The organism is Streptomyces sp. NPDC051822 (assembly GCF_044452745.1).
Lineage (GTDB): Bacteria > Actinomycetota > Actinomycetes > Streptomycetales > Streptomycetaceae > Streptomyces.
The window spans coordinates 317603-338856 of record NZ_JBITBZ010000003.1; the positions used below are offsets into that span (position 1 = coordinate 317603).

21 protein-coding genes and 1 riboswitch are annotated in these 21254 nt (G+C 72.7%); of the genes, 12 read left to right on the forward strand and 9 right to left on the reverse strand.

From position 1 onward, the window contains the following. The first annotated feature begins 73 nt into the window (after window positions 1-73). The 6 genes from shc to ACIA8N_RS12020 all read left to right on the forward strand — a co-directional run bounded on the left by shc (window position 74) and on the right by ACIA8N_RS12020 (window position 6092). Window positions 74-2068 (forward strand): squalene--hopene cyclase, encoded by a 1995-nt coding sequence (gene shc, locus ACIA8N_RS11995; RefSeq protein WP_365784488.1) that lies wholly within the window; start codon window positions 74-76, stop codon window positions 2066-2068. After that, window positions 2068-2742 carry a hypothetical protein gene (locus ACIA8N_RS12000; RefSeq protein WP_030216064.1) on the forward strand — a complete coding sequence of 225 codons (675 nt, stop codon included), beginning with the start codon at window positions 2068-2070 and terminating at the stop codon, window positions 2740-2742. The genes shc and ACIA8N_RS12000 overlap by 1 nt, the downstream gene beginning before the upstream one ends. A gap of 7 nt (window positions 2743-2749) precedes the next feature. Further along, window positions 2750-3772 carry an adenosyl-hopene transferase HpnH gene (gene hpnH, locus ACIA8N_RS12005; RefSeq protein WP_365784490.1) on the forward strand — a complete coding sequence of 341 codons (1023 nt, stop codon included), beginning with the start codon at window positions 2750-2752 and terminating at the stop codon, window positions 3770-3772. Between the two features lie 31 nt (window positions 3773-3803). Then, window positions 3804-5189, forward strand: coding sequence for an aspartate aminotransferase family protein (locus ACIA8N_RS12010; RefSeq protein ID WP_365784492.1), 1386 nt, complete (start codon window positions 3804-3806; stop codon window positions 5187-5189). Between the two features lie 73 nt (window positions 5190-5262). Further along, window positions 5263-5892, forward strand: coding sequence for a helix-turn-helix domain-containing protein (locus ACIA8N_RS12015; RefSeq protein ID WP_365784494.1), 630 nt, complete (start codon window positions 5263-5265; stop codon window positions 5890-5892). Between the two features lie 35 nt (window positions 5893-5927). Then, window positions 5928-6092, forward strand: a complete 165-nt coding sequence (locus tag ACIA8N_RS12020) for a DUF6126 family protein (protein ID WP_365784496.1) — start codon at window positions 5928-5930, stop codon at window positions 6090-6092. A 73-nt stretch (window positions 6093-6165) separates the two neighbouring features. Here the strand turns inward: ACIA8N_RS12020 and ACIA8N_RS12025 are convergent, their stop codons facing one another. Continuing rightward, window positions 6166-6978, reverse strand: a complete 813-nt coding sequence (locus ACIA8N_RS12025; RefSeq protein WP_365784498.1) for a tyrosine-protein phosphatase — start codon at window positions 6976-6978, stop codon at window positions 6166-6168. Window positions 6979-7340: 362 nt separating this feature from the next. Beyond that, a riboswitch (cyclic di-AMP (ydaO/yuaA leader) is annotated at window positions 7341-7529 on the forward strand. 4 nt (window positions 7530-7533) lie between these two features. On the opposite strand from ACIA8N_RS12025, the gene ACIA8N_RS12030 reads away from it, so the two are divergent. Beyond that, window positions 7534-8526 carry a LysM peptidoglycan-binding domain-containing M23 family metallopeptidase gene (locus ACIA8N_RS12030; protein WP_365784500.1) on the forward strand — a complete coding sequence of 331 codons (993 nt, stop codon included), beginning with the start codon at window positions 7534-7536 and terminating at the stop codon, window positions 8524-8526. A gap of 192 nt (window positions 8527-8718) precedes the next feature. After that, a complete protein-coding gene (locus ACIA8N_RS12035) occupies window positions 8719-9513 on the forward strand; it encodes an SGNH/GDSL hydrolase family protein (RefSeq protein ID WP_365784502.1) in 795 nt (264 codons plus the stop codon). Here the strand turns inward: ACIA8N_RS12035 and ACIA8N_RS12040 are convergent. From ACIA8N_RS12040 to ACIA8N_RS12060, 5 genes are read right to left on the reverse strand one after another with little or no spacing between them, the layout of a single operon-like run. Then, a complete protein-coding gene (locus ACIA8N_RS12040) occupies window positions 9500-10375 on the reverse strand; it encodes an STM4011 family radical SAM protein (protein ID WP_365784534.1) in 876 nt (291 codons plus the stop codon). The two genes, ACIA8N_RS12035 and ACIA8N_RS12040, sit on opposite strands and share 14 nt — an antisense overlap. 27 nt (window positions 10376-10402) lie before the next feature. Beyond that, window positions 10403-11749 (reverse strand): STM4012 family radical SAM protein, encoded by a 1347-nt coding sequence (locus ACIA8N_RS12045; RefSeq protein ID WP_365784503.1) that lies wholly within the window; start codon window positions 11747-11749, stop codon window positions 10403-10405. Continuing rightward, a complete protein-coding gene (locus tag ACIA8N_RS12050; protein WP_365784536.1) occupies window positions 11746-12567 on the reverse strand; it encodes an STM4013/SEN3800 family hydrolase in 822 nt (273 codons plus the stop codon). Before ACIA8N_RS12050 ends, ACIA8N_RS12045 begins: the two co-directional genes overlap by 4 nt. Window positions 12568-12578: 11 nt before the next feature. Continuing rightward, entirely contained in the window at window positions 12579-13730 is a 1152-nt protein-coding gene (locus ACIA8N_RS12055) for an STM4014 family protein (protein WP_365784505.1), read from the reverse strand. Further along, window positions 13727-14683: an STM4015 family protein gene (locus ACIA8N_RS12060; RefSeq protein WP_365784507.1), complete on the reverse strand. Its 957-nt coding sequence runs from the start codon at window positions 14681-14683 to the stop codon at window positions 13727-13729. The genes ACIA8N_RS12055 and ACIA8N_RS12060 overlap by 4 nt, the downstream gene beginning before the upstream one ends. A gap of 177 nt (window positions 14684-14860) precedes the next feature. Between ACIA8N_RS12060 and ACIA8N_RS12065 the strand changes: the two genes are divergently transcribed. The 3 genes from ACIA8N_RS12065 (at window position 14861) to ACIA8N_RS12075 (ending at window position 17254) form a co-directional block, all read left to right on the forward strand. Beyond that, window positions 14861-15187, forward strand: coding sequence for a hypothetical protein (locus tag ACIA8N_RS12065; protein ID WP_030216036.1), 327 nt, complete (start codon window positions 14861-14863; stop codon window positions 15185-15187). A gap of 112 nt (window positions 15188-15299) precedes the next feature. After that, window positions 15300-16322 (forward strand): DUF6745 domain-containing protein, encoded by a 1023-nt coding sequence (locus ACIA8N_RS12070; protein WP_365784509.1) that lies wholly within the window; start codon window positions 15300-15302, stop codon window positions 16320-16322. 161 nt (window positions 16323-16483) lie between these two features. After that, window positions 16484-17254 (forward strand): SIMPL domain-containing protein, encoded by a 771-nt coding sequence (locus tag ACIA8N_RS12075; protein ID WP_365784511.1) that lies wholly within the window; start codon window positions 16484-16486, stop codon window positions 17252-17254. A 41-nt stretch (window positions 17255-17295) separates the two neighbouring features. Here ACIA8N_RS12075 and ACIA8N_RS12080 read toward each other — a convergent pair whose 3' ends face one another. Further along, on the reverse strand, window positions 17296-17970 hold the full coding sequence (locus ACIA8N_RS12080) for a TetR/AcrR family transcriptional regulator (protein ID WP_365784513.1): 675 nt from the start codon (window positions 17968-17970) through the stop codon (window positions 17296-17298). 68 nt (window positions 17971-18038) lie between these two features. Beyond that, entirely contained in the window at window positions 18039-19220 is a 1182-nt protein-coding gene (locus ACIA8N_RS12085) for a Glu/Leu/Phe/Val dehydrogenase dimerization domain-containing protein (protein ID WP_365784516.1), read from the reverse strand. A 151-nt stretch (window positions 19221-19371) separates the two neighbouring features. Here ACIA8N_RS12085 and ACIA8N_RS12090 point away from each other — a divergent pair, with 151 nt between their 5' ends. Further along, complete coding sequence (locus ACIA8N_RS12090) at window positions 19372-20574, forward strand: MBL fold metallo-hydrolase (RefSeq protein WP_365784518.1); 1203 nt, start codon at window positions 19372-19374, stop codon at window positions 20572-20574. Between the two features lie 21 nt (window positions 20575-20595). On the opposite strand, the gene ACIA8N_RS12095 is transcribed toward ACIA8N_RS12090, so the two are convergent. After that, on the reverse strand, window positions 20596-21189 hold the full coding sequence (locus ACIA8N_RS12095) for a glycosyltransferase (RefSeq protein WP_399416204.1): 594 nt from the start codon (window positions 21187-21189) through the stop codon (window positions 20596-20598). Between the last annotated feature and the right edge of the window lie 65 nt (window positions 21190-21254).

The window sequence follows — 21254 nt, forward strand, 5'->3', positions numbered from 1 at the left end:
GGCCGGTGCCCTCCGGCGCCGGCCGACGGCAGACCCGCAGAAGCAGAAGACACCGACTGCCAAAGGGGAAGCCATGACAGCGACGACCGACGGGAACCCCGGGGCCGCGAGCCCCGGGGCAGCCGCGGCCAGCACGACGCACGAGCCCAGACGTGGTGGCGCCATCGCGTCGGACCTCGACGGGACCGCCGCGCGCGCCGCGGAACGGGCCGTCGAGCACCTGCTCGCCCGACAGGATCCCGAGGGCTGGTGGAAGGGCGACCTGGAGACCAACGTCACCATGGACGCCGAGGACCTCCTCCTCCGCCAGTTCCTGGGCATCCTCGACGCCGACACCACCCGCGCCGCCGCCCTCCACATCCGCCGCGAACAGCGCGAGGACGGCGCCTGGGCCACCTTCTACGGCGGGCCCGGCGAGGTCTCCGCCACCGTCGAGGCCTATGTGGCCCTGCGGCTCGCCGGAGACCTGCCCGAGGCCCCGCACATGGCACGCGCCGCCGCCTGGGTCCGTGCCAGGGGCGGCATCGCCGCCGCCCGGGTCTTCACCAGGATCTGGCTCGCCCTCTTCGGCTGGTGGCGCTGGGAGGACCTGCCGGAACTGCCCCCGGAACTGATCTTCCTGCCGAAGTGGTTCCCGCTCAACATCTACGACTTCGGCTGCTGGGCCCGGCAGACGATCGTGCCGCTCACCGTCGTCTCCGCGAAGCGCCCGGTCCGCCCCGCGCCCTTCCCGCTCGACGAGCTGCACACCGACCCGGCCCGGCCGAACCCGCCCCGGCCCCTCGCCCCGGCGACCGGCTGGGACGGGATCTTCCAGCGTCTCGACAAGGCGCTGCACGCCTATCACCGGGTGGCGCCCCGCGCCCTGCGCAGGACCGCCATGAACGTCGCCGCGCGCTGGATCGTCGAACGCCAGGAGAACGACGGCTGCTGGGGCGGCATCCAGCCCCCCGCCGTCTACTCCGTCATCGCCCTCCACCTCCTCGGCTACGACCTCGGGCACCCCGTGATGCGCGCCGGTCTCGCCTCGCTCGACCGGTTCGCCGTGTGGCGCGACGACGGCTCCCGGATGATCGAGGCCTGTCAGTCGCCCGTCTGGGACACCTGCCTCGCCACGATCGCGCTCGCCGACGCGGGACTCCCGCCGGACCACCCGGCCCTGGTGAAGGCCGTCGACTGGATGCTCGACGAGGAGATCACCAGGACCGGCGACTGGGCCGTGCGGCGGCCCGAACTGCCGCCGGGCGGCTGGGCGTTCGAGTTCCACAACGACAACTACCCCGACATCGACGACACCGCGGAGGTGGTGCTCGCCCTGCGCAGGGTCCGGCACCCAGAGCCCGCACGGGTGGAGGCGGCCGTCGCCCGGGGCACCCGCTGGACGCTCGGCATGCAGTCACGGGGTGGCGCCTGGGGCGCGTTCGACGCCGACAACACCAGTGTCTTCCCGAACAAGCTGCCGTTCTGCGACTTCGGCGAGGTGATCGACCCGCCCTCCGCCGACGTCACCGCCCACGTGGTGGAGATGCTGGCGTACGAGGGCCTCGCCCAGGACCCCCGTACCCGCAGGGGAGTCGAGTGGCTGCTCGCCGAACAGGAGCCGAACGGCGCCTGGTTCGGCCGCTGGGGCGTCAACCACGTGTACGGCACGGGCTCCGTGCTGCCCGCGCTGACCGCCGCGGGACTGCCCGTCTCCCATCCCGCCGTCCGCCGGGCCGTCGGCTGGCTCGGGTCCGTGCAGAACGAGGACGGCGGCTGGGGCGAGGACCTCCGCTCCTACAGCGACCCGGGGTGGATCGGGCGCGGCGCCTCCACCGCCTCCCAGACCGGCTGGGCGCTGATCGCCCTCCTCGCGGCCGGCGAGCGCGACTCCGAGCCGGTGCGGCGGGGCGTCGCCTGGCTCGCCGCGACCCAGCGCGAGGACGGCTCCTGGGACGAGTCGTACTTCACCGGCACCGGCTTCCCCTGGGACTTCTCCATCAACTACCACCTCTACCGGCAGGTCTTCCCCCTCACGGCGCTCGGACGCTACGTGTACGGGGAACCCTCGCCCGGCAAGGAGCGCTGATGGGCCGCGAGCCGGACCCCGCCGCCCCGCCGCCGCTGCTCATCGCCTGCGCGCTCGGCATCGAGCAGCTCGCTTTGCGCAGCGGCGACCGTGGCGGCGCCCCCGGGGCGGTCACCGTGCTCCGTACGGGCATGGGACCCGACCGGGCCCGCCGGGCGGTCACCCGGACGCTCGGCGAGGAGCGGTGGCGGGACGCCGCCGTCATCGCCTCCGGCTTCTGCGCGGGGCTCGCCCCCGGCATGCACCCGGGGGACCTGGTCGTCGCGGACGAGACCCGCGGCCCCGACGGCACGACCTCCTGCAGCGGCACGGAGCTCCTGGTGAAGGCCCTGGTCAAGGCGGTACCGGGGCGGGCCGTCCACACCGGGCCGCTGACCGGCTCCGACCACGTGGTGCGCGGCCCCGAGCGGGCCGCCCTGCGGGCCACCGGGGCGATCGCCGTCGACATGGAGTCCGCGGCGACACTGCGCACGGCACGGGGAGCCCTCCCGGGCGCCGGCGCGGGGCCGGATGCCCGCCCGGTTGCGGCCGTCCGGGTGGTCGTGGACGCTCCAGAACATGAGCTGGTCCGGATCGGCACGGTACGCGGGGGAATATCGGCCTTCCGTGTCCTTCGTGCCGTCCTTCCCGCATTCTTCGAATGGCACCGTTCTTTGCTGCTCCCCAGGAGGTGAACGAGTTATGGCCATGCCGCTCCGTCAGTCCATCCGGGTCGGGACCTATCTCTTCGAACAGAAGCTCCGCAAGCGGGAGAAGTTCCCGCTGATCGTCGAGCTCGAACCGCTCTTCGCCTGCAACCTCAAGTGCGAGGGCTGCGGCAAGATCCAGCACCCCGCGGGTGTCCTCAAGCAGCGCATGCCGGTCGCCCAGGCGGTCGGCGCCGTCCTGGAGTCCGGCGCCCCCATGGTGTCCATCGCCGGCGGCGAGCCGTTGATGCACCCGCAGATCGACGAGATCGTGCGCCAGTTGGTCGCCAAGCGCAAGTACGTCTTCCTCTGCACCAACGCCATGCTGCTCCGCAAGAAGCTGGCGGACTTCACCCCGTCCCCGTACTTCGCCTTCGCCGTGCACATCGACGGCCTGCGCGAGCGGCACGACGAATCCGTCGCCAAGGAAGGCGTGTTCGACGAGGCGGTGGCGGCCATCAAGGAGGCCAAGCGACGCGGCTTCCGCGTCACCACCAATTCCACCTTCTTCAACACCGACACCCCGCAGACCATCATCGAGGTGCTCAATTTCCTCAACGACGACCTCCAGGTCGACGAGATGATGATCTCGCCCGCGTACGCGTACGAGAAGGCCCCCGACCAGGAGCACTTCCTCGGCGTCGAACAGACCCGCGAACTGTTCAGGAAGGCCTTCGCCGGCGGAAACCGGCGCCGCTGGCGGCTCAACCACTCGCCGCTCTTCCTGGACTTCCTGGAAGGAAAGGCGGACTTCCCGTGCACCGCCTGGGCCATTCCGAACTACTCGCTCTTCGGCTGGCAGCGCCCCTGCTATCTGATGAGCGACGGATACGTGCCCACGTACCGCGAACTCATCGAGGAGACCGACTGGGACAAGTACGGCCGCGGCAAGGACCCCCGCTGCGCCAACTGCATGGCGCACTGCGGCTACGAGCCCACCGCCGTCCTCGCCACCATGGGCTCCCTCAAGGAATCCCTGCGCGCGGTCAGGGAGACCGTCTCGGGGAACAACGGGTGAGTGCCTCGTGAAGGGTGAGGACGGGCGTCTCGTGAAGGGTGAGTTCGACGTGCGGGCGCTGCTCGCCGAGCGCGGCGGCGAGCGGTACGAGCTGCACGCCAGGTACCTCAACCACCAGCTGCCGCGCATGCTCCATACCATCGGTTTCGACAAGGTGTACGAGCGGGCCGAGGGTGCCCACTTCTGGGACGCCGACGGCGTCGACCACCTCGACATGCTCGCCGGCTTCGGCGTGATGGGCCTCGGACGGCACCACCCTGTCGTCCGCAAGGCCCTCCACGACGTCCTCGACGCCCAGCTCGCCGACCTCACCCGCTTCGACTGCCAGCCGCTGCCCGGACTCCTCGCGGAGCGGCTCCTCGCCCACAGCCCGCACCTCGACCGGGTCTTCTTCGGCAACAGCGGCACGGAGGCCGTGGAGACCGCCCTCAAGTTCGCCCGGTACGCCACCGGGCGGCCCAGGGTCCTCTACTGCTCCCACGCGTTCCACGGCCTGACCACCGGCTCCCTCTCGGTCAACGGCGAGAAGGGCTTCCGGGACGGCTTCGCCCCGCTGCTGCCCGACACGGCGATCGAGCTCGGCGACCTCGACGCCCTGGAGCGGGAGCTGCGCGGGGGCGACGTGGCCGCCTTCGTCGTCGAACCCATCCAGGGCAAGGGGGTCCACGAGGCCCCGCCGGGCTTCCTGCGCGCCGCCCAGGAGCTGCTGCACCGGCACGGGGCGCTGCTGATCGCCGACGAGGTGCAGACCGGGCTCGGCAGGACCGGCGACTTCTACGCGTACCAGCACGAGGAGGGTGTCGAACCGGACCTGGTCTGCGTCGCCAAGGCGCTCTCCGGCGGGTACGTGCCGGTCGGCGCCACCCTCGGCAAGGACTGGATCTTCAAGAAGGTCTACTCGTCGATGGACCGGGTGCTCGTCCACTCGGCGAGCTTCGGCGCCAACGCCCAGGCCATGACCGCGGGACTCGCCGTCCTGTCGGTCATGGAGAACGAGGGGACGGTCGCACACGCCCGCCGGATCGGCGACCTGCTCTCGGACCGGCTGAAGGAGCTCGTGCCCCGGTACGAACTCCTGCACGAGATCCGCGGCCGCGGCCTGATGATCGGCATCGAGTTCGGCCGGCCGTCCTCGCTGGGGCTCCGCGGGCGCTGGACGATGCTCCAGGCGGCCCGCAAGGGTCTCTTCGCCCAGATGGTCGTGGTGCCGCTGCTCCAGCGGCACCACATCCTCACCCAGGTCTCCGGGGACCACCTGGAGGTCATCAAGCTGATCCCGCCGCTGATCATCGACGAGGCGGACGTGGACCGTTTCGTCACCGCCTTCACCGCGGTCATGGACGAGGCCCACGGCGGCGGCGGGCTGATGTGGGACTTCGGGAGGACACTGGTCAAGCAGGCGGTCGCGCAGCGCTGACCGCTTTTCCGACGGCTTTTGCCTCTGAGGCAAGAAACTTGCCTCAGAGGCACGAAGCTGGCGGAATGGACGCATGGACCACGTCCCCGGGGCCCTTTCCCCGGACCCTGCCACCCCCGCCGACCTGCCCGACGTCGCCCCGCAGCTGCGGGCCCTGCGCCGGCGGCGGGGACTCACCCTGGAGGCCGCGGCCCAGCGGGCCGGCCTCTCGCCGGCCCATCTGTCGCGGCTTGAGACCGGGAACCGCCAGCCCTCGCTGCCCATGCTGCTCGGCCTCGCCCGCGTCTACGGTACGACGGTCTCCGAGCTGCTCGGCGAGGCGCTCCCCGAGCGCGACCCCGTCGTCCGGGCCGGCCGCTCCGAACCCGTCGAGGCCGACGGCTGGATCTACCGCCAGGTGGGCGGCGCGGGGCGCGCCCTTCAGTGCCTGCGGGTCCACGTGCCGCACGCCACCCGGGCCGACATCGTGCGCGTCCACCCGGGGGAGGAGTGGATCCATGTCCTGGAGGGCCGGGTGCGGCTCGCGCTCGGCGAGACCGTCCACGTCCTCGACCCCGGCGACAGCGCGCACTTCGACTCGCTCACCCCGCACCGGATCGGCGCCGCCACCCCGGGCGGGGCGGAGCTGCTGTTCGTGCACACCCTGATGCAGAGTCCCGCGGCTGAGCTGTGCCTCGGCGACGGGACCCCGCACCGGCGCTGAGCCCCGTGGCCCTGCATTCCTTCGAAAGGATCGATATGTCCGAGATCTCCGACAAGTCGCGACCGGCCACCGGTGAGGAGCGCGGGGAGGGCAAGTTCCCCAGGGGGCTGGTGCTCCGGCTGTTCGCCTACCTGGTCGCAGGGCACCTCTTCGCCGGGTTCCTCTACCTGCTCTTCATGCTGGGCGGGCAGAACCAGTAGGACGGGGAGGGGGGCGGGCCGGGCGGAGCCGTAGGGGCGCCCGGCCCGGAGGGCGACCTGGTGGGCGGCCCGCTCACGCCTCGGTGAGCAGGCGCTCCCGGAGGCGCTCAAGGGTCTCGGGGGCCAGCTTCAGGCCCTCCGCGAGGTAGGTGTCCACCGAGCCCCAGGTCGCCTCGATCGTCTCGAAGGCGCCCCGCAGGTACTCGACCCGCGCGTCGAAGAGCGGGCTCAGCAGCTCCATCACCTCGGGCGACATCGCGTCCGGCGCGGTGGAGCTGCGGCGCACCTTGTAGCGGCGGTGCGGGTCGTTCGACTTCACGTAGTCGGCCTCGATCGCCTCCCGCTCGACCCCGAGGGCGAGCAGGGTGATCGCTATGGAGAGCCCGGCGCGGTCCTTGCCGGCCGCGCAGTGCATCAGGGCGGGCAGGCTGTCCTCCGCCATGGAGTGCAGGATCCGGCTGTGCTCCGCGGTCCGCTCGACCACCATCTTCCGGTACGAGTCGGACATCCGGGCCGCGGCCTTGCCGTCGCCGAGGATCCCCCGCAGCTGCTCGATGTCGCCGTCGCGGACCAGCTTCCAGAACTCCTTGCCGTCGGCCGGATCGTTGAGCGGGATGTTCACGTTCCGCACGCCGGGCAGCTCGACGTCGGGGCCCTCGATCCTGCGGTCGGCCGCGTTCCGGAAGTCGAAGACGGTGTGCAGGCCGAGCGAGTCCAGGAAGGCGGCGTCCGTCTCGGTCGCGTGGGCGAGGTGGCCGCTGCGGAAGAGGCGTCCGGGGCGCACGGCGCGCCCGTCCGTCGTCGGCAGGCCGCCCACGTCCCGGAAGTTGCGGACCTCGGCGAGCTCGGGTTCGTTCAGTTCGACGGGCGGCAGCTGCTGCGTCACGGATGCTCCTGGGTGGTCGACGTTCGGGTGTCCCGACGTGAGATCGGTTCCGGGGGCAATCATCCAGGCGGGGCGGCGACGGCGCACCCCCCTGGACGGGAATGGGCGATCTGTCCGTATTGAGGCCTTGGGTATAACGCGCCCTGTTTACAGGCGAGATGAGCCCCGGCGCGTGAGCAGGGTCATAAAGGTGACGGATCGTGGCCGAAGGCCCGGACCAATTGCCGTGCGGAAAAGGGAAATCGAAGGACCGTCATCCACGGAGGGTGACCGGAATTCGGGGCGAAAGTCGGGGCGGGGAAAGCCGGTGGAAAACAGCGGCTTGTTCGTGCCGACCCCGCTCGTCTAGCGTCACCGTCAATCCGGTCGGACCGCCGAATCCTGCCACCGTCCGGAATTCCACTCATCCCATGCGTGGCAGGAGCGGGGGACCCACGGAAGTACGCCGGTCCCGCGACGCAGGACGGCTCGGGGTGAAGCCGCGTGAGAACGCGGCCGGGCATCTCCAGTCCGAACCCGACAGCTCACCTCGCAGGCGCCGGAGAGGAATTCGCCATGCCCGCGAAGGGTAAGCACCGCCGCACCACGTCCAACCGTCTGACCCGCGGAATCGCCGCCGCCGGTACGGGAGGCGCCGTCGTCGCCCTCCCGCTCCTCGGTGCCACCGGGGCCCACGCCGCCCCGGCCGCCACTCCCGGCCAGGCCGTCACCGCCGCCGTCCAGGTCGCGGCCCCCGCCGCCGTCCAGGCCGCGCCCGCCGCCGCGAAGGCCGCGCCGAAGACGTACTCCGTCGTGCCCGGCGACTACCTGTCGAAGATCGCCGCCGAGCACGACGTCACCGGCGGCTGGCAGAAGCTGTACGCCGACAACCGCCAGGTCGTCGGCGATGACCCCTCGCTCATCCTGCCGGGCATGAAGCTCACGCTCGGCGCCAAGAGCACCGCCGCCCCGAAGAACGCCGCGCCCAAGAAGGCCGCCGCTCCGAAGAGCACCCAGAAGAGCTCCGCCGGGTCCTCCGCCAAGAACGGCGACACCCCGCGCGCCTCCCGCGGCAGCGAGCGCCCCGCCGCCCCCGCCGCCACCACGGAGTCCTCGGCCCCCGCCGCCTCGACCTCCTCCGGCTCCGCCGGCGAGTCGACCTCCTCCGGCTGGGTCGCCCCGGTCAGCGGCGGCGTCTCCACCCCGTACCGCGCCTCCGGCTCCATGTGGTCCTCCGGCTACCACACCGGTGCCGACTTCATCGCCTCCTCCGGCACCACCGTCCGCGCCGTCGGCGCCGGCACGGTCGTCTCGGCCGGCTGGAGCGGCGCCTACGGCAACGAGGTCGTCATCCAGCACGCCGACGGCAACTACTCCCAGTACGCCCACCTCTCCTCCCTCGCCGTCTCGTCCGGCCAGGCCGTGACCGGTGGACAGCAGATCGGCCTCTCCGGCTCGACCGGCAACTCCACCGGCCCGCACCTGCACTTCGAGATCCGCACCTCGCCGAGCTACGGCTCGGACATCGACCCGCTGGGCTACCTCCGCCAGCACGGCGTCTCCATCTGACGCCGACGGGTCCTCCCGACGCGCGCGCGTCAACTCCCGTGTGGCCCGGCACTCCTGTGCCGGGCCACCGGTGTGTTCCCGTCCCCCTTCTATTCCGGCTTGGCAAATTCTTTATCGGTGGCATATATCACCCGTCGTCAACCCCTCCTTACGGTCGCGTAGGTCACATCCGAAAGGGAAGGATGTGCTCCCGTGGCAGACGATTCGAGATCAAGAGACAAGAACGCATTCGGGTCGTACGCGGCGATCGGTGACAGCTTCACCGAAGGTGTCGGAGACCCCGGGCCCGACGGGGCGTACGTCGGCTGGGCGGACCGTTTCGCGGTCCTGCTCGCCGACCAGCTGCCGGAGCAGGACGCCTTCCGCTACGCCAACCTGGCCGTACGCGGGCGCCTCCTCGACCAGATCGTGGCGGAACAGGTCCCCCGGGCGAAGGAACTCGCCCCCGACCTGGTGACCTTCTGCGCCGGCGGCAACGACATCATCCGCCCCGGCACGGACCCCGACGACGTGGCCGAGCGCTTCGAGCGCGCCGTCGCCGAACTGACCTCCGCCGTCGGCACCGTCATGGTGACCACCGGCTTCGACACCCGCGACGTGCCCGTGCTCCGGCACCTCCGCGGCAAGATCGCCACCTACACCGCCCACGTCCGGGCCATCGCGGACCGCTACGACTGCCCGGTCCTCGACCTGTGGTCCCTGAAGTCCGTGCAGGACCGGCGCGCCTGGGACGACGACCGGCTGCACCTCTCGGCCGAGGGACACACCCGGGTGGCCCTGCGCGCCGCCCAGGTCCTCGGCCTGCCGGTGCCCGCCGACCCGGACCAGACCTGGCCGCCGGTTCCCCCGCGGGGCACCCTGGAGGTGCGCCGCGACGACATCCAGTGGGCGAGGGAGTACCTGGTGCCCTGGATCGGGCGACGGCTGCGCGGCGAGAGCTCGGGCGACCACGTCGAGGCCAAGCGCCCCGACCTCATGCCCCTCTGAGCCTCAGGGGCACGGACGTACCGCCGGCCGGGATCCGCTCCAGGACCCCGCCGGCGAACACGTCGTACAGCGGAAGCGTCTCCAGATGGACGTAGCCGATGTGGCAGTCGCAGAGGGCGAGGGGACAGGCGCGGGGACGCAGGGCGGCGCGGTACGAACCGTCGTACAGGTTCCCCAGCTCGGCCTTGACGAAGTGGCAGCGCCGTACCGTCCCCTCGCCGTCCACCGAGATCACCGACTCCCCGGTCCTGCAGGGCAGCCCCGCCGAGCGGTGCGGGTGGCGGCTGTACGGGAAGAGCGGGTCGATCCGCGTCCACTCCTCGGCCTCCGCGTCGGTGTACGTGTGCCCGTCCGCCGCGTTCACCCACAGGTAGACGTGCGCCGGCAGCGCGGCCCGCAGCCTGCGGGCGTGCTCCGCGTGCTCCGGCAGACCGACCACACCGACACTGAACCGGACGCCCCGCTCCGTAAGCTCCCCGCACTTGGCGAGGAAGCGCTCGTACGGAGTCTGCCCGGGGTGGTACGTGCACCAGAGCGCCACGCGCTCCGGATCCGCCTCCGCCAGCCAGTCGGTCCGGCAGCTCAGATTGGTCTGGATCGCCACCCGCTCGACGTGCGGCAGCCGGGAGAGCTCGACCAGGGCGCGCCGGTACCAGGAGCGCACCAGGCCCTCGCCCCACGGGGTGAACAGGATCCGCAGCCGGTCGCCGGTCTGCCCGGCGGCCCACCCGGTGAACCGTTCGAGCGCCGCCCGGTCCGCGCGCAGCTGCTCACGGCTGTCCCGGCGCTTGGCGAAGGGGCAGTACGGGCAGTCGAAGTCGCAGGAGGAGAGCGGCCCCCGGTAGAGCAGCGTCAGGTCCATGCCCTGTCTCAGGTCCATGGCTACCCCCTACTTCGGCTCGTACGCGGCCATCGCGGCCCGTACCGAGGGGGAGAACAGCTCGGGGCCGAGGCCGTCCGAGTGGGCGAGCCCCTCCGGCGACAGCCTCAGCAGGTCCGCCGGGGCGTCCCCGTCCAGCCAGCCGAGGGCCTCGAACCGGCCCAGTTCCTCGGAGAAGTCCGCGAACGGAGAGGAACCGAACCGCTCCTCGTACCCGGCGAGCGGCATGCCGGCGGCCTGCAGGAGCGACTGGAGCAGATGGCGCCGCCGGGCTTCGTCCTCGTCCACCGCGCGGCCCACCTCGGCGCGTGAGAAGTCCTCGGTCTCCGTGTACGTGTCGATGATCGAGCGGATCTCCCGCATGTCGACCGCGTAGTCGAAGGAGTAGTGGAGGGCCGAGGTGTACGAGCGGGCCCCACAGCCCAGGCCGATCATCCCGTCCGTCTGGCAGGCGTGGTCGTCGGGGCCGAGCGGGACGGCGTCCGCCCGCCGGAACATCCGCATCGACACCTGCTCGTAGCCCTGTCCGAGGAGGTGGTCACGGCCGTACCGGTACAGCCGCAGCCGTAGCTCGTCCCACTCCCGGTCGGCCCGCCGCCGCTCGGCGGGGGAGATCCGGCCGAGACCGGTGAGCGGGCGGACGTACAGCGGGTAGAGGTACAGCTCCTCCGGGCGCCAGGCCAGGGCCGCGTCGAGCGAGGAGCGCCACGAGTCCTCGGTCTGGCCGTCGATCCCGTAGATCAGGTCGATGTTGAGCACGGGGACGCCAGTGTCCCGGATCCGGCCGAGCGCGGCCTCGACGTCCGCGCGGCGCTGCGGCCGGACGGCCGCCCGCGCCTCGGCCTCCACGAAGCTCTGCACGCCGATGCTCAGCCGGGTCGCGCCCCGCTCGGCGAGGAGCGCGAGCCGGTCGGCGGTCGCCGTCGCCGGCGAGGTCTCCACGGAGAGCGGCACCGCCCGCAGATCCACCCCCATCCGCTTCTCGGCGATGTCGCAGAGCCGCTCCAGCTCGGCCGCCGTGAGGAACGTCGGCGTGCCACCGCCGAACGCGGCCGTCGCGAACCGCACCGGCTCCTCGTCCCCGAGGGCCTCGCGGACGGCCGTCGCCTGGCGGTCGAGGGCGTCGAGGTAGCGGCTGGTCAGCTCGTCGGGGGCGCCGATCCGGGTGAAGAGGTTGCAGAAGCCGCAGCGGACCTCGCAGAACGGTATGTGCGCGTACAGGGAAAGCGCGTCCTTCGGCTCGTTCCTCCAGAGCCCGGCCAGCGTCGGCGCCGGGTCGGGGAGCGGCCGGTACGCCGTCTTGTGCGGGTACGCGTAGACGTAGCTGCGGTACGGGCGGGGCGTGCCGTCGCTCATGCCGCGGCCTCCCGCTCCGGGCCCGTGAGGACGAACTGCGCGTACGGGACGGTCCAGACGACCTCGTGGCCGAGCCGGTGCCCGGTGTGGCCGTCCTCCCCGTACGCCGTGCCATGGTCCGAACAGACGATCGCGAAGCAAGGGCGGCGGCTGCTCATCGCGGCGAAGAGCCGCCCGATCTGCCGGTCGACGTACTCCAGGGCCGCCGCGTGGGTGGCCCGGGAGTCCCCCGTCTCGCGGGTGGCACCCGGCAGATGGAACCAGTTGGGCTGGTGCAGCGCCGACACGTTGACGAAGAGGAAGAGCCGCCGCTCGCGGGGGAGTCCGGCGACGACCTCCTCGGCGCGCGCGACCTGGGACTCGAAGGAGGTCGGGGAGGCGACGCCGAAGGCGGGCTCCCAGTGGCTCTCCTGGAACAGGCCGGGGAGCACGGTGCCGAGGGGCGGCCGCCGGTTGAAGAAGCCGACACCGCCGACGCAGACCGTGCGGTAGCCCTCGCCCGCGAGCGCGGACACCAAGTCGGGGGTGTCATGGACGTAGGTGCCGTCGGCCGTCGACTCGCTGCCCGCGAAGCGGGCCGCGAACAGACGCGGGTGCGGCCCCGGTGCGGCCGGGGTCGGCAGGAAGCCCGCGAACATCGCCTGGTGAGAGGCGTACGTGAAGCTCCCGGGCGCGTGGCGCCGCTCCCAGACACCGCCGGGCAGATGCCGCGCCAGGTTCGGGATGCGGCCGGCGGCGGCGAGCTCCACCGCCACGTCGTACCGCAGCGTGTCGAGCGTGACCAGGAGCAGGTCGTGGCTGCCGACGATCGCGTTCATGTCGGGCTGGTTCACGTGGTGCTCGTTCCTGTGGTGCGGGGGGAGTCGTGGTGATGCTTCCGGGCTTCGGGGAACTGCGCGGCGACCTGGGCCCCGTACGTGTCGAGGCCTTCCGCGCCACTCCCCGGTAGGCCCATGAGGCCGGGCAGCAGATCGCCGAAGGCGTTGACCTCGCCGACCGCGAAGCGGCGCCAGCCGGCGGCCGGCAGCAGGTCGACGCCCACACAACGGGTGCCGGGGAAGGCGGCGGCGGCCCGCTCGCACACGTCGAGCGCGTCCCTCCACCGCCCGCCGGACGCGGCGATCGCGGCGCGGGCCGCGTCCAGATCGCCCCGGGCGCCGCCCAGATGGAGATTGGTCATGGGGGAGCGGCTGGTGCGCAGCACGGCGTGGGTGGCCCGGCCGTCGATCACCACCACCCTCAGGTCGGCGGCCCTGCCGTCCTGGGTGGCCTTCGGCAGCCACCGCTCGACGTGCAGGCCGTCGGGGGCGAGGACGTCCACGAGCGCGGCGACCTCCCGCTCGCTCGTGTAGCGCCGCACCCGCAGGGAGTTGAAGAGACGCCCGTCGGGCCCGCGCTCCACCGACGTGGTCGCCTGAACCCGGCCGGCGCCGTTGGTCTCCAGAGCGAGCACCCCCGAGGCGGAGGAGCCGTGCGCCGGCTTCACGAAGACCCGGCGCATGCCGGCCTCCGCCATCAGCGCCCAGAGGTGCTCCCACCCGCGCACCACTGGGGCGGAAGGACCGGAGGTCGGCGACGGGGGCACCGGCACCCCGGCCGCGTGCAGCAGGCCGTGGCTCAGCCGCTTGTCGAACAGGCCCGCCAGCTCGGCCGGGTCGTCGACGAGGGAGGCTCCCGCCTCGGCCACGGACCGGGCGAGACCCGCCACGGCGCCGGTGAACCGCTCGTACCAGAGGCCCGTCCCCTCGACCCTGGCGGGGTCGTCGACGTCCCGCAGCAGCCGGTCGGCCTCGGCGTCCTCGCCGGGCGAGTCGATCCGTACGGTCTCGCCCGACGCGAACCGCGCGCTCCCGCGCAGCACTTCGGGCCAGGACACCACCCGCGCCCCGGGCAGCCCGGCGGTCCGCAGCGCGTCCTGGAAGAACGCGACGCGGCGGCCCGCCGGATCGCCGACGACCGCGAGACGCGGGGCGGGTGTCATTCGGCGACCGCGACGAACCGGTAGACCACGCCGTTGTACTCCTCCGGCTCCTGCGCGTCGTCCAGGACGACGGTCACACCGTGCGGGGCGAGCGCGGCGAGGACCCGCTCCCGCATCGCCTCCGACAGGAAGTGGTGGGAGAGGTCGAGGTGGGCGAGATGCGTCAGCGGCTGACCGTCGAGCAGGGCGGCGGCCCCCTCGTCGGTGAGCACGCCCATCGACAGGTTCAGCCGCTCGATCCGGGCGACGACGGGGGCGCTCGCCACGGCGGCGGCGATCTCGTCCTGGATCACGCTGTTGCACAGGCCGAGGCTGCGCAGCGCGGGGAAGGACGCCCCGGAGAGCAGCGGAGCCAGGTCCTCCGGCGTGCTGTCCGCGCCGTAGGTGTCGGTGCCGAGCCAGAGTTCCAGGTTCTCCAGGGCGGGCAGGTCACTGCCCGCGATCCCGCGTACGACGTCGGCACCGAGACCGCCCGTCTCCACGACCAGGGTCTCGAGGCCCGTGTGCCGGATGGAGGGGAAGGCGAGCTGGGAGCCTCCGCGCACACCGAACTCCCGCAGCGCCGGGTAGGCGGCCAGCAGCGGTGTCACATCGGACTGGATGATCCAGGAGATCTCGCAGTCCTCGGAGTCCATGTCCCCGAGGAAGACCGCCTCCAGGCCGGTGAGCCGGTTGTTGGCGCCGATGAGCGCCGTGACGATGTCGGCCGACGAGTTCTCGTACGCCTCGTCCCAGCCGCCGACGACCACGGCGCGCACCCGCCCCGTGTCGACCGTCTTCAGGAACCGCTCGAAGAGCGGCTCCCACAGCTCGTCCTCGGGCTCGGAGTACGTCGGCGCGGAGAGCCGCCAGGCGACGGCCGCCGCGTCGGGCAGCTCCACGCGGGCGTCCTCGGCCGGGAACTCGAACACGGGCAGGTCGTGGAACTCCCGCATGTGGTGGCCAACGGTCATGACTGCGCTCCCGGACGACGAACGGCGTTGATCGGCTGATGCCAAGAGTTCTACCAAGCGGCACCGACAGCGCACCGCGCCGGGTCGGTCCCCGAGGTGCCGGAGGCCGATTGTCAGACCCGCCCCCTAGCGTCGTTCCTGTTCGGCCGTACCGCGCCGAACGGGAAGGGGAGAGCCATGTACCGGCAGGGAGACGTACTGATCGCGCCCGTCGAGGAGACGGCCGTTCCGGCGCGGGCGAAGACGGCGGCGGGGGAGCCGAGGGACGCCAGGGGACGCCTGGTCCTCGCCCTCGGCGAGGTCACCGGGCACGCCCACGCGATCCCGGGGCCCGGCCGGCTCGTGCGGGAGCCGGGTCCCTTCGGCCCGTTCCTGCTCGAACTCCCCGAGGGCGGCCGGGTGGTGCACGAGGAGCACGCCCCGATACCGCTGCCCAAGGGCTGGTACCGGGTGGTGCGCCAGCGGGAGTACCTGCCGGGCGCGTACCGGATCGTCGCGGACTGACCGAGAGAGACCTGGGGGACAGCTGATGAACCACGCCGACACGAAGCACGCCGACACGGGTCGGGCCGATACGGTCCGGGCTGATTCGGGCCGGGCCGATTCGGGCCGGGTCATGAAAGAGACCACCGCGCAGGAGAAGTGGCGGTCCGTCGCCGCGGCCACCGGGCCCGCCGACCGTACCGCTGCCGAGGAGGGCGTCCGGCTCGCCTACCGCGAGGCCGGTCTCGCCGAACCCGGGCGCGTGCTCTGGACCGACTCGCCGCTCTCGGCCGTCACAGTCGTACGGGGCCTGAAGGACCAGGGGCGTTCGGTACGGGACGCGGTGCGCACCCGGCCGTGGGCCGACGAGCGCCGCCGCCTCCACGACGCCCTCGGGCCCGCGGGCTGGGCGGCCCACTGGCAGTCGACGGGGGCCCACCTCTGGGACCTCACCCGGAGCCTCGCCTACCGGATACGGGCCGGGGTGACGGAGGCCGTGACGGGAACGGGGGACGGTGCCGGTCCCGAGGCGACCGCCGTGCGGCTCGTGCTGCTCGACGCGGTGCTCGGCCAGCACGACGCCGCCTGGCTGGCCGCGTTCGACGGCCACGGCGACCGGCTGGCCGGTCTCTCCGCCGTGGCCGAGCACGCCGGCTGGTGGTGGCCGTACGAGAACGTCGTGGTGGTCTGCGAGCGGCCGGTCGAGCTCCACCGGGACGAGGCGGGGCGGCTCGACCGGGGGGACGGTCCCGCGCTCGCCTTCGCCGACGGATTCGCCCTGCACGCCTGGCGGGGCATGCCCGTGCCCGCCGACTTCCTCGCCGGTCTCGCCGGCCTCACCCCGGAGCGGATCCGGGACGAGGAGAACGCCGAACTGCGGCGCGTGATGCTGGAGTACTACGGCTACGAGCGCTATCTCGCCGCCTCGGGAGCCCGGCACGAGCACCGTGACGAGACGGGTGTGCTCTGGCGCATCGAGCTGGCCGACGACGAGGACGTGGTGATGGTCGAGGTCGTCAACTCCACGCCCGAGCCGGACGGCACCCACCGCACGTACTGGCTCCGGGTGCCCCCGGGGACCAGCACCGCGCGGGAGGGCGTCGCCTGGACCTTCGGGCTGCACCCCGACGCGTACGAACCGCTCGTCCAGACCTGAGCGACGGGCCCGAGGGGCCTCGGGGCGCCCGGAGCGGCGGCCGGGATGGTACGGAGAGGTGAAGGGAGCCGCCGGTCAGGAGTGGCGTACGGGAGGCGGCTGCGACGGGTGCTGGGATGTGCCCGCCGGAGCCCCGGCACCCAGCACCGAAGGGACCGCCTGTGACGATCCGCCGGCCCAGCGCCGCCCGCACCGCCCGTCTGCTCGCCGCCACCGCCCTGCTCGGCGGCCTCCTCGCCGGCACGGCGGCCCCCGCCCTGGCCGCCGCGCCTGAGCGGGTCGCCCTGCGCGGTGCCGTCCTGGCGGAGGCGCCCGCGACGGTCACCGTCAGCGGCAACGGCCGGGCCGCCGCCGCGCCCGATCTCGCGATCCTCTCCGTCGGGGTCGAGGCCACCCGCAAGACCGCCAAGGAGGCGATGGCCGCGCAGAACACCGCCGCCGAGGCCCTCCTCGCGGTCCTGAACAAGCAGGGCATCGCCGAACGCGACATCCGTACGGACAGCCTCTCGCTCTCGCCGGTCTACACCCAGAACGCCCAGGGAGAGAGCAAGGTGAACGGGTATCAGGCCGGGCAGTCCTTCTCGGTCAAGGTCAGGGACATCGACAGGACCGGGCAGGTCATCGGTGGCGTCAACGACGCCACGGGAGACGCGGGCCGGATCAACGGCGTCGTCTTCGACGTCGCCGACCCATCGGCCCTGCGGGTGCAGGCGCGGGAGGGCGCCTACCGGGACGCGTACGACAAGGCGGCGCAGCACGCCCGGCTCAGCGGCCACCGTCTGGGCCGGCTCGTCTCGCTCAGCGAGGGGGAGTCCGTGCGCCCCGGCCCCGGTGCCGCCCCGGGCGTCTCCGCCGACGGGGCGAGCGTCCCGCTGGCTCCGGGCGAGATCGAGGAGCAGGTCACGGTCTCGGCGGTGTTCGAACTGCTCTGAGGGGTCGCGCGGGACGGTCTCGCTCCGACCGGTGGGCGGGGTCAGCCCTGACCCGGCTCCCGGCCCTCGCCTTCGCGGCCGTCTTCGCCGTCGTCCTCGTCTCCGTCGCCGTCGCCGGTCTCATTCGGCAGGTTCAGCTCCCGGACGAGGGCGGCGTCCGCCCAGCGCAGCATCGCGGTACGGGAGAGGGATCCGGCGTAGGCGGTCGTCTGGACCGCGAGACCGTCGAGGAAGGCGGTGAGGCGCCATGCCGCCCCGGCCGGGTCCGCGCAGCGGAACTCGCCGGCGGCGGCCCCCTCCGCGATCACCCGGGCCAGCGCGGTCTTCCACTCCTGGTCGAGGGAGGCGGCGACCCGGCGCAGTTCTGGGTCGCGCAGGGAGGCCGCCCAGCCCTCGATCCACAGCCGCCAGCCCTTGGCCCGCCCGGTCGGCGCGTACCAGCGCACCGCCGCGCGCAGCCGTCGCACCGCTGTGGAGCGGCGCCCGAGGATCCGTCGCAGCCGGTTGAGGTCGGCCTCGGCGGCGTGCGCGAAGGCCGCGGCGACCAGCTGTTCCTTGGTGGAGAAGTGGTAGAGCACCAGGGCGTTGCTCACCCCGAGGGCGGCGGCCACGTCGGAGATCCGGACAGCCGCCACACCGCGCGCCTCGATCTGTTCGACGGCGGCCCGCAGCAGGTGCTCCCGCCGCTCGGCCACACTCAACCGCACTCTCGCCACGCCGTGCAGCCTACACAGCACATGACAAGGGCATGATCGTCACAGGTCGCGGTCTACGGCGGGCCTGCTCAGTACCAGCCGTGACGCTCCGCGATCAGCGGCAGCCGCTCCGCCACCAGCGCGTGCGCCGCGGCGCGCGGGCTTGTACCGTCCGCCTCCGCCCGGTCGAGCATCCCGCCGACGAGCGTCCGCATGGCCCGGCGGACCCGGTCGAAGGCCTGCTCGGCGTCGGCCTCGATGTCGCCGAAGAGCGTCCACCACCACCAGGCGTTCGTGCACGAGTTCACGACCACGTCGGGCAGCACGGTCACTCCGCGGGCGGCGAGCGCCTCCTCGGCCTCCGGCAGGACCGGCATGTTGGCGGCCTCGGCGATCCAGCGGGCCGTGATCAGCCCCTGGTTCCCGGCGTCGACCGCGTACGAGACGGCCGCGGGGACCAGTACCTCCGCCTCCGCCGTGAGCCAGGCGTCCCCCGGCTCCTCCCGGTCGCCGGGGCGCAGCGCGGAGCGGTCGACGGTGCCGTGGGCGTCGCGGGACGCGAGCAGAGCCTCGACGTCGAGTCCGCCGGGGTTCACGATCGTGCCCAGGACGTCGGCGACGGCCACCACGCGCAGTCCGGCCCGCGCCAGGAAGCGGGCCGTCGCCGCGCCCATCGTGCCGAGCCCCTGCATCGACACCCGGGTCCCGGCGTACTCCCGGCCGGCCCGGTCGAGGGCGACGAGCACGGACTCGGCGACCCCGAGGCCACCGACCAGCTCGTCGAGGCCGATGCCGTCGACCTCGATCGCGAAGGCGTCGGCGAGCCGCTTCCGGGCGGACGCCTCGTCGTCGAGCAGCGGGTACACGGCCTGGATCGAGGAGACGAGCCCCGCCTCGGCCACGGCCCGGTCCACCAGGTCCTGGGTGAGCCCCAGGTCCTCGCCGGTGGTCCAGAAGCGCTCCACGTACGGGCGCATCGCCCGCAGATAGCGCACCAGGACGCCGTACGCCTCGGGGGAGCGGGGATCGCAGTCGATGCCGCCCTTGGCGCCGCCCAGCGGGACGTACCGGGCCCGCGGGTCGTAGTGCAGGGCCTCCTTCATGGTCATGCCCCGCGCGAGCCCGGCCACCTCCTCCGCCGTGCAGCCCTCCCGCATCCGGAGGCCGCCGCTGGCCACCCCGCGGACCAGCCGGTCGACCACCAGGTGGCCCCGGTGACCGGTCACGTGGTCGGTCCAGCCGACGGCGAGCAGGGGTGCGGCAGCAGTCATCGTGCGTCTCCTCGGAAAGGGCGGCGGACCCGTGAAAAGGCCGGGCGGACCGGCGGTCGTACTGAACGGCGGTTCAGTATGGCCGACCGTCCCGACCGTTCGGGGCGCGGGCCGCCCATAATGGAACGACCCCCAGAGATCAGGAGGTCCTGTGACCGGTACCGGCTCCGACCGATCGCCGCGGGCCCGGCTGCGCGAACTGCGCCCCGAGTCCTTCGGCGCGGATCCCACGGGCGAGCGCCTCGCCCGCATCCACCGCTCGCCGAACTTCGCGGACGGGATCTTCCAGAACCCCGAACCGGCGCGACGCGGCCCCTCGGGCTCCGGCATGGAGTTCGCCAAGATCTACTTCGACAAGGAAGGGCGGTCGCGCCGAGCCCCCACCGGCACGATCCCCGTCCACCCCACCACCGTCGCCGATCTGGCCAGGCCCCCGGCCACCGGGCTGCGGCTGACCTGGATGGGGCACTCCGGCGTCCTGGCCGAGATCGACGGCCACCGGGTGCTCTTCGACCCTGTGTGGGGCGAGCGCTGCTCCCCGTTCCCCTTCGTGGGGCCCAAGCGCCTCCACCCCGTACCGGTGTCGCTCGCCGCCCTCGGCCCGGTCGACGTCGTCGTGATCTCGCACGACCACTACGACCACCTCGACCTGCCGACGATCAAGGCGCTCGCCACCACCGACACCGTCTTCGCGGTGCCGCTGGGCGTCGGGGCGCACCTGGAGCGCTGGGGCGTACCCGCGTCCCGGCTGCGCGAGCTGGACTGGAACGAGTCCACCGAGATCGGCGACCTGCGGCTCACCGCGACCCCGGCCCGGCACTTCTGCGGCCGCGGCCTGCGCAACCGGCAGATGACCCTGTGGGCCTCCTGGGTGGTGACGGGACCCGCCCACCGGATCTTCCACAGCGGTGACACCGGCTATTTCTCCGGCTTCAAGGACATCGGCGCGGCCCACGGGCCCTTCGACGCCACGATGATCCAGATCGGCGCGTACTCGGAGTTCTGGACCGATATCCACATGACGCCGGCGGAGGGCCTGCAGTCCCATCTCGACCTGCAGGGCGGCGGTCCCGGCGGGGTCCTGCTGCCGATCCACTGGGGCACCTTCAACCTGGCTCCTCACGCGTGGGCGGAGCCGGGGGAGTGGACGAAGGACGCGGCGGAGGAGGCGGGCCAGGCGGTGGCGTTCCCCCGTCCCGGTGAGCCGTTCGAACCCGCGGGCAAGCTGCCTGGAGAGCCGTGGTGGCAGCGGGTGTCCCACCCGGCCGCACGCCCGTGGCGCCGCCCCCGGGGCGGCGAGGTCGCGGCCGAGGAGACGCGCAGCGACGATCTCGACCTGGCGGGCGAGCGGTGACGTCGGTCGGGAGGTCGCCGCTCAGCGGGTTCGGACCGTTGCCGCCTCCGAAGGGATCGTCGCGAGTAGTGCTCGGAGCGCACATCGCCGGTTGCTGATCCGAGGTTGGCGGGGTCTCCCCCGCCAACCCACGCGCTCCCTGGCCGGGCACCGCAAGATGCGGTTCATTCGTCTTCTCGGGTCAGGTCTTCGTGGCGCCGTGCTGCCATTCTGTTCGGGGTGGTCGCGGCCGCCGGCCGCCGGCTCGACGACGTGGTCCACCTCCAAGACCGGCTGTCCGCCGCCCCAACTCGACAGCGCGGGCCGGGGCACGTTCCACCGCTCCGAGTACTCTCTCCGCCCTCGACACGTCCGCCGAGCGGGGGCGATCGGGCCGTTCAGTAAATCGGGGTCGGCATCAGGACCCACGTGGACGCAGGCGGCGATCAGTCCGAGGCGCGTGTGCCGGTCCAGCAGATCCGCTGCACGCGCCAAAGAGCCCGCCTCCCACCAGGAATCGTCGTCGCTGAACGCCACGTACGGCGTACGCGCGTGGCGTACGCCCAGATTCCGGCCCGGAGCGCCGAGATTGCGGCCGGGCACCAGGAGGGTGACCTCCGGCCACAGCCGGGCCACGCCGGAGTGGGCTCCGTTCCAGTTCGTCGCCTTCTAGTGCTCAATGCGACTGAATGTCACCCCAG

Bases quoted from the DNA above. Each gene is read 5' to 3' on its own strand.
- shc (WP_365784488.1), top strand. From the start codon at position 74: ATGACAGCGACGACCGACGGGAACCCCGGGGCCGCGAGCCCCGGGGCA.
- ACIA8N_RS12000 (WP_030216064.1), top strand. From the start codon at position 2,068: ATGGGCCGCGAGCCGGACCCCGCCGCCCCGCCGCCGCTGCTCATCGCC.
- hpnH (WP_365784490.1), top strand. From the start codon at position 2,750: ATGGCCATGCCGCTCCGTCAGTCCATCCGGGTCGGGACCTATCTCTTC.
- ACIA8N_RS12015 (WP_365784494.1), top strand. From the start codon at position 5,263: ATGGACCACGTCCCCGGGGCCCTTTCCCCGGACCCTGCCACCCCCGCC.
- ACIA8N_RS12020 (WP_365784496.1), top strand. From the start codon at position 5,928: ATGTCCGAGATCTCCGACAAGTCGCGACCGGCCACCGGTGAGGAGCGC.
- ACIA8N_RS12030 (WP_365784500.1), top strand. From the start codon at position 7,534: ATGCCCGCGAAGGGTAAGCACCGCCGCACCACGTCCAACCGTCTGACC.
- ACIA8N_RS12040 (WP_365784534.1), bottom strand. From the start codon at position 10,375: ATGGACCTGACGCTGCTCTACCGGGGGCCGCTCTCCTCCTGCGACTTC.
- ACIA8N_RS12045 (WP_365784503.1), bottom strand. From the start codon at position 11,749: ATGAGCGACGGCACGCCCCGCCCGTACCGCAGCTACGTCTACGCGTAC.
- ACIA8N_RS12050 (WP_365784536.1), bottom strand. From the start codon at position 12,567: ATGAACGCGATCGTCGGCAGCCACGACCTGCTCCTGGTCACGCTCGAC.
- ACIA8N_RS12055 (WP_365784505.1), bottom strand. From the start codon at position 13,730: ATGACACCCGCCCCGCGTCTCGCGGTCGTCGGCGATCCGGCGGGCCGC.
- ACIA8N_RS12060 (WP_365784507.1), bottom strand. From the start codon at position 14,683: ATGACCGTTGGCCACCACATGCGGGAGTTCCACGACCTGCCCGTGTTC.
- ACIA8N_RS12065 (WP_030216036.1), top strand. From the start codon at position 14,861: ATGTACCGGCAGGGAGACGTACTGATCGCGCCCGTCGAGGAGACGGCC.
- ACIA8N_RS12070 (WP_365784509.1), top strand. From the start codon at position 15,300: ATGAAAGAGACCACCGCGCAGGAGAAGTGGCGGTCCGTCGCCGCGGCC.
- ACIA8N_RS12085 (WP_365784516.1), bottom strand. From the start codon at position 19,220: ATGACTGCTGCCGCACCCCTGCTCGCCGTCGGCTGGACCGACCACGTG.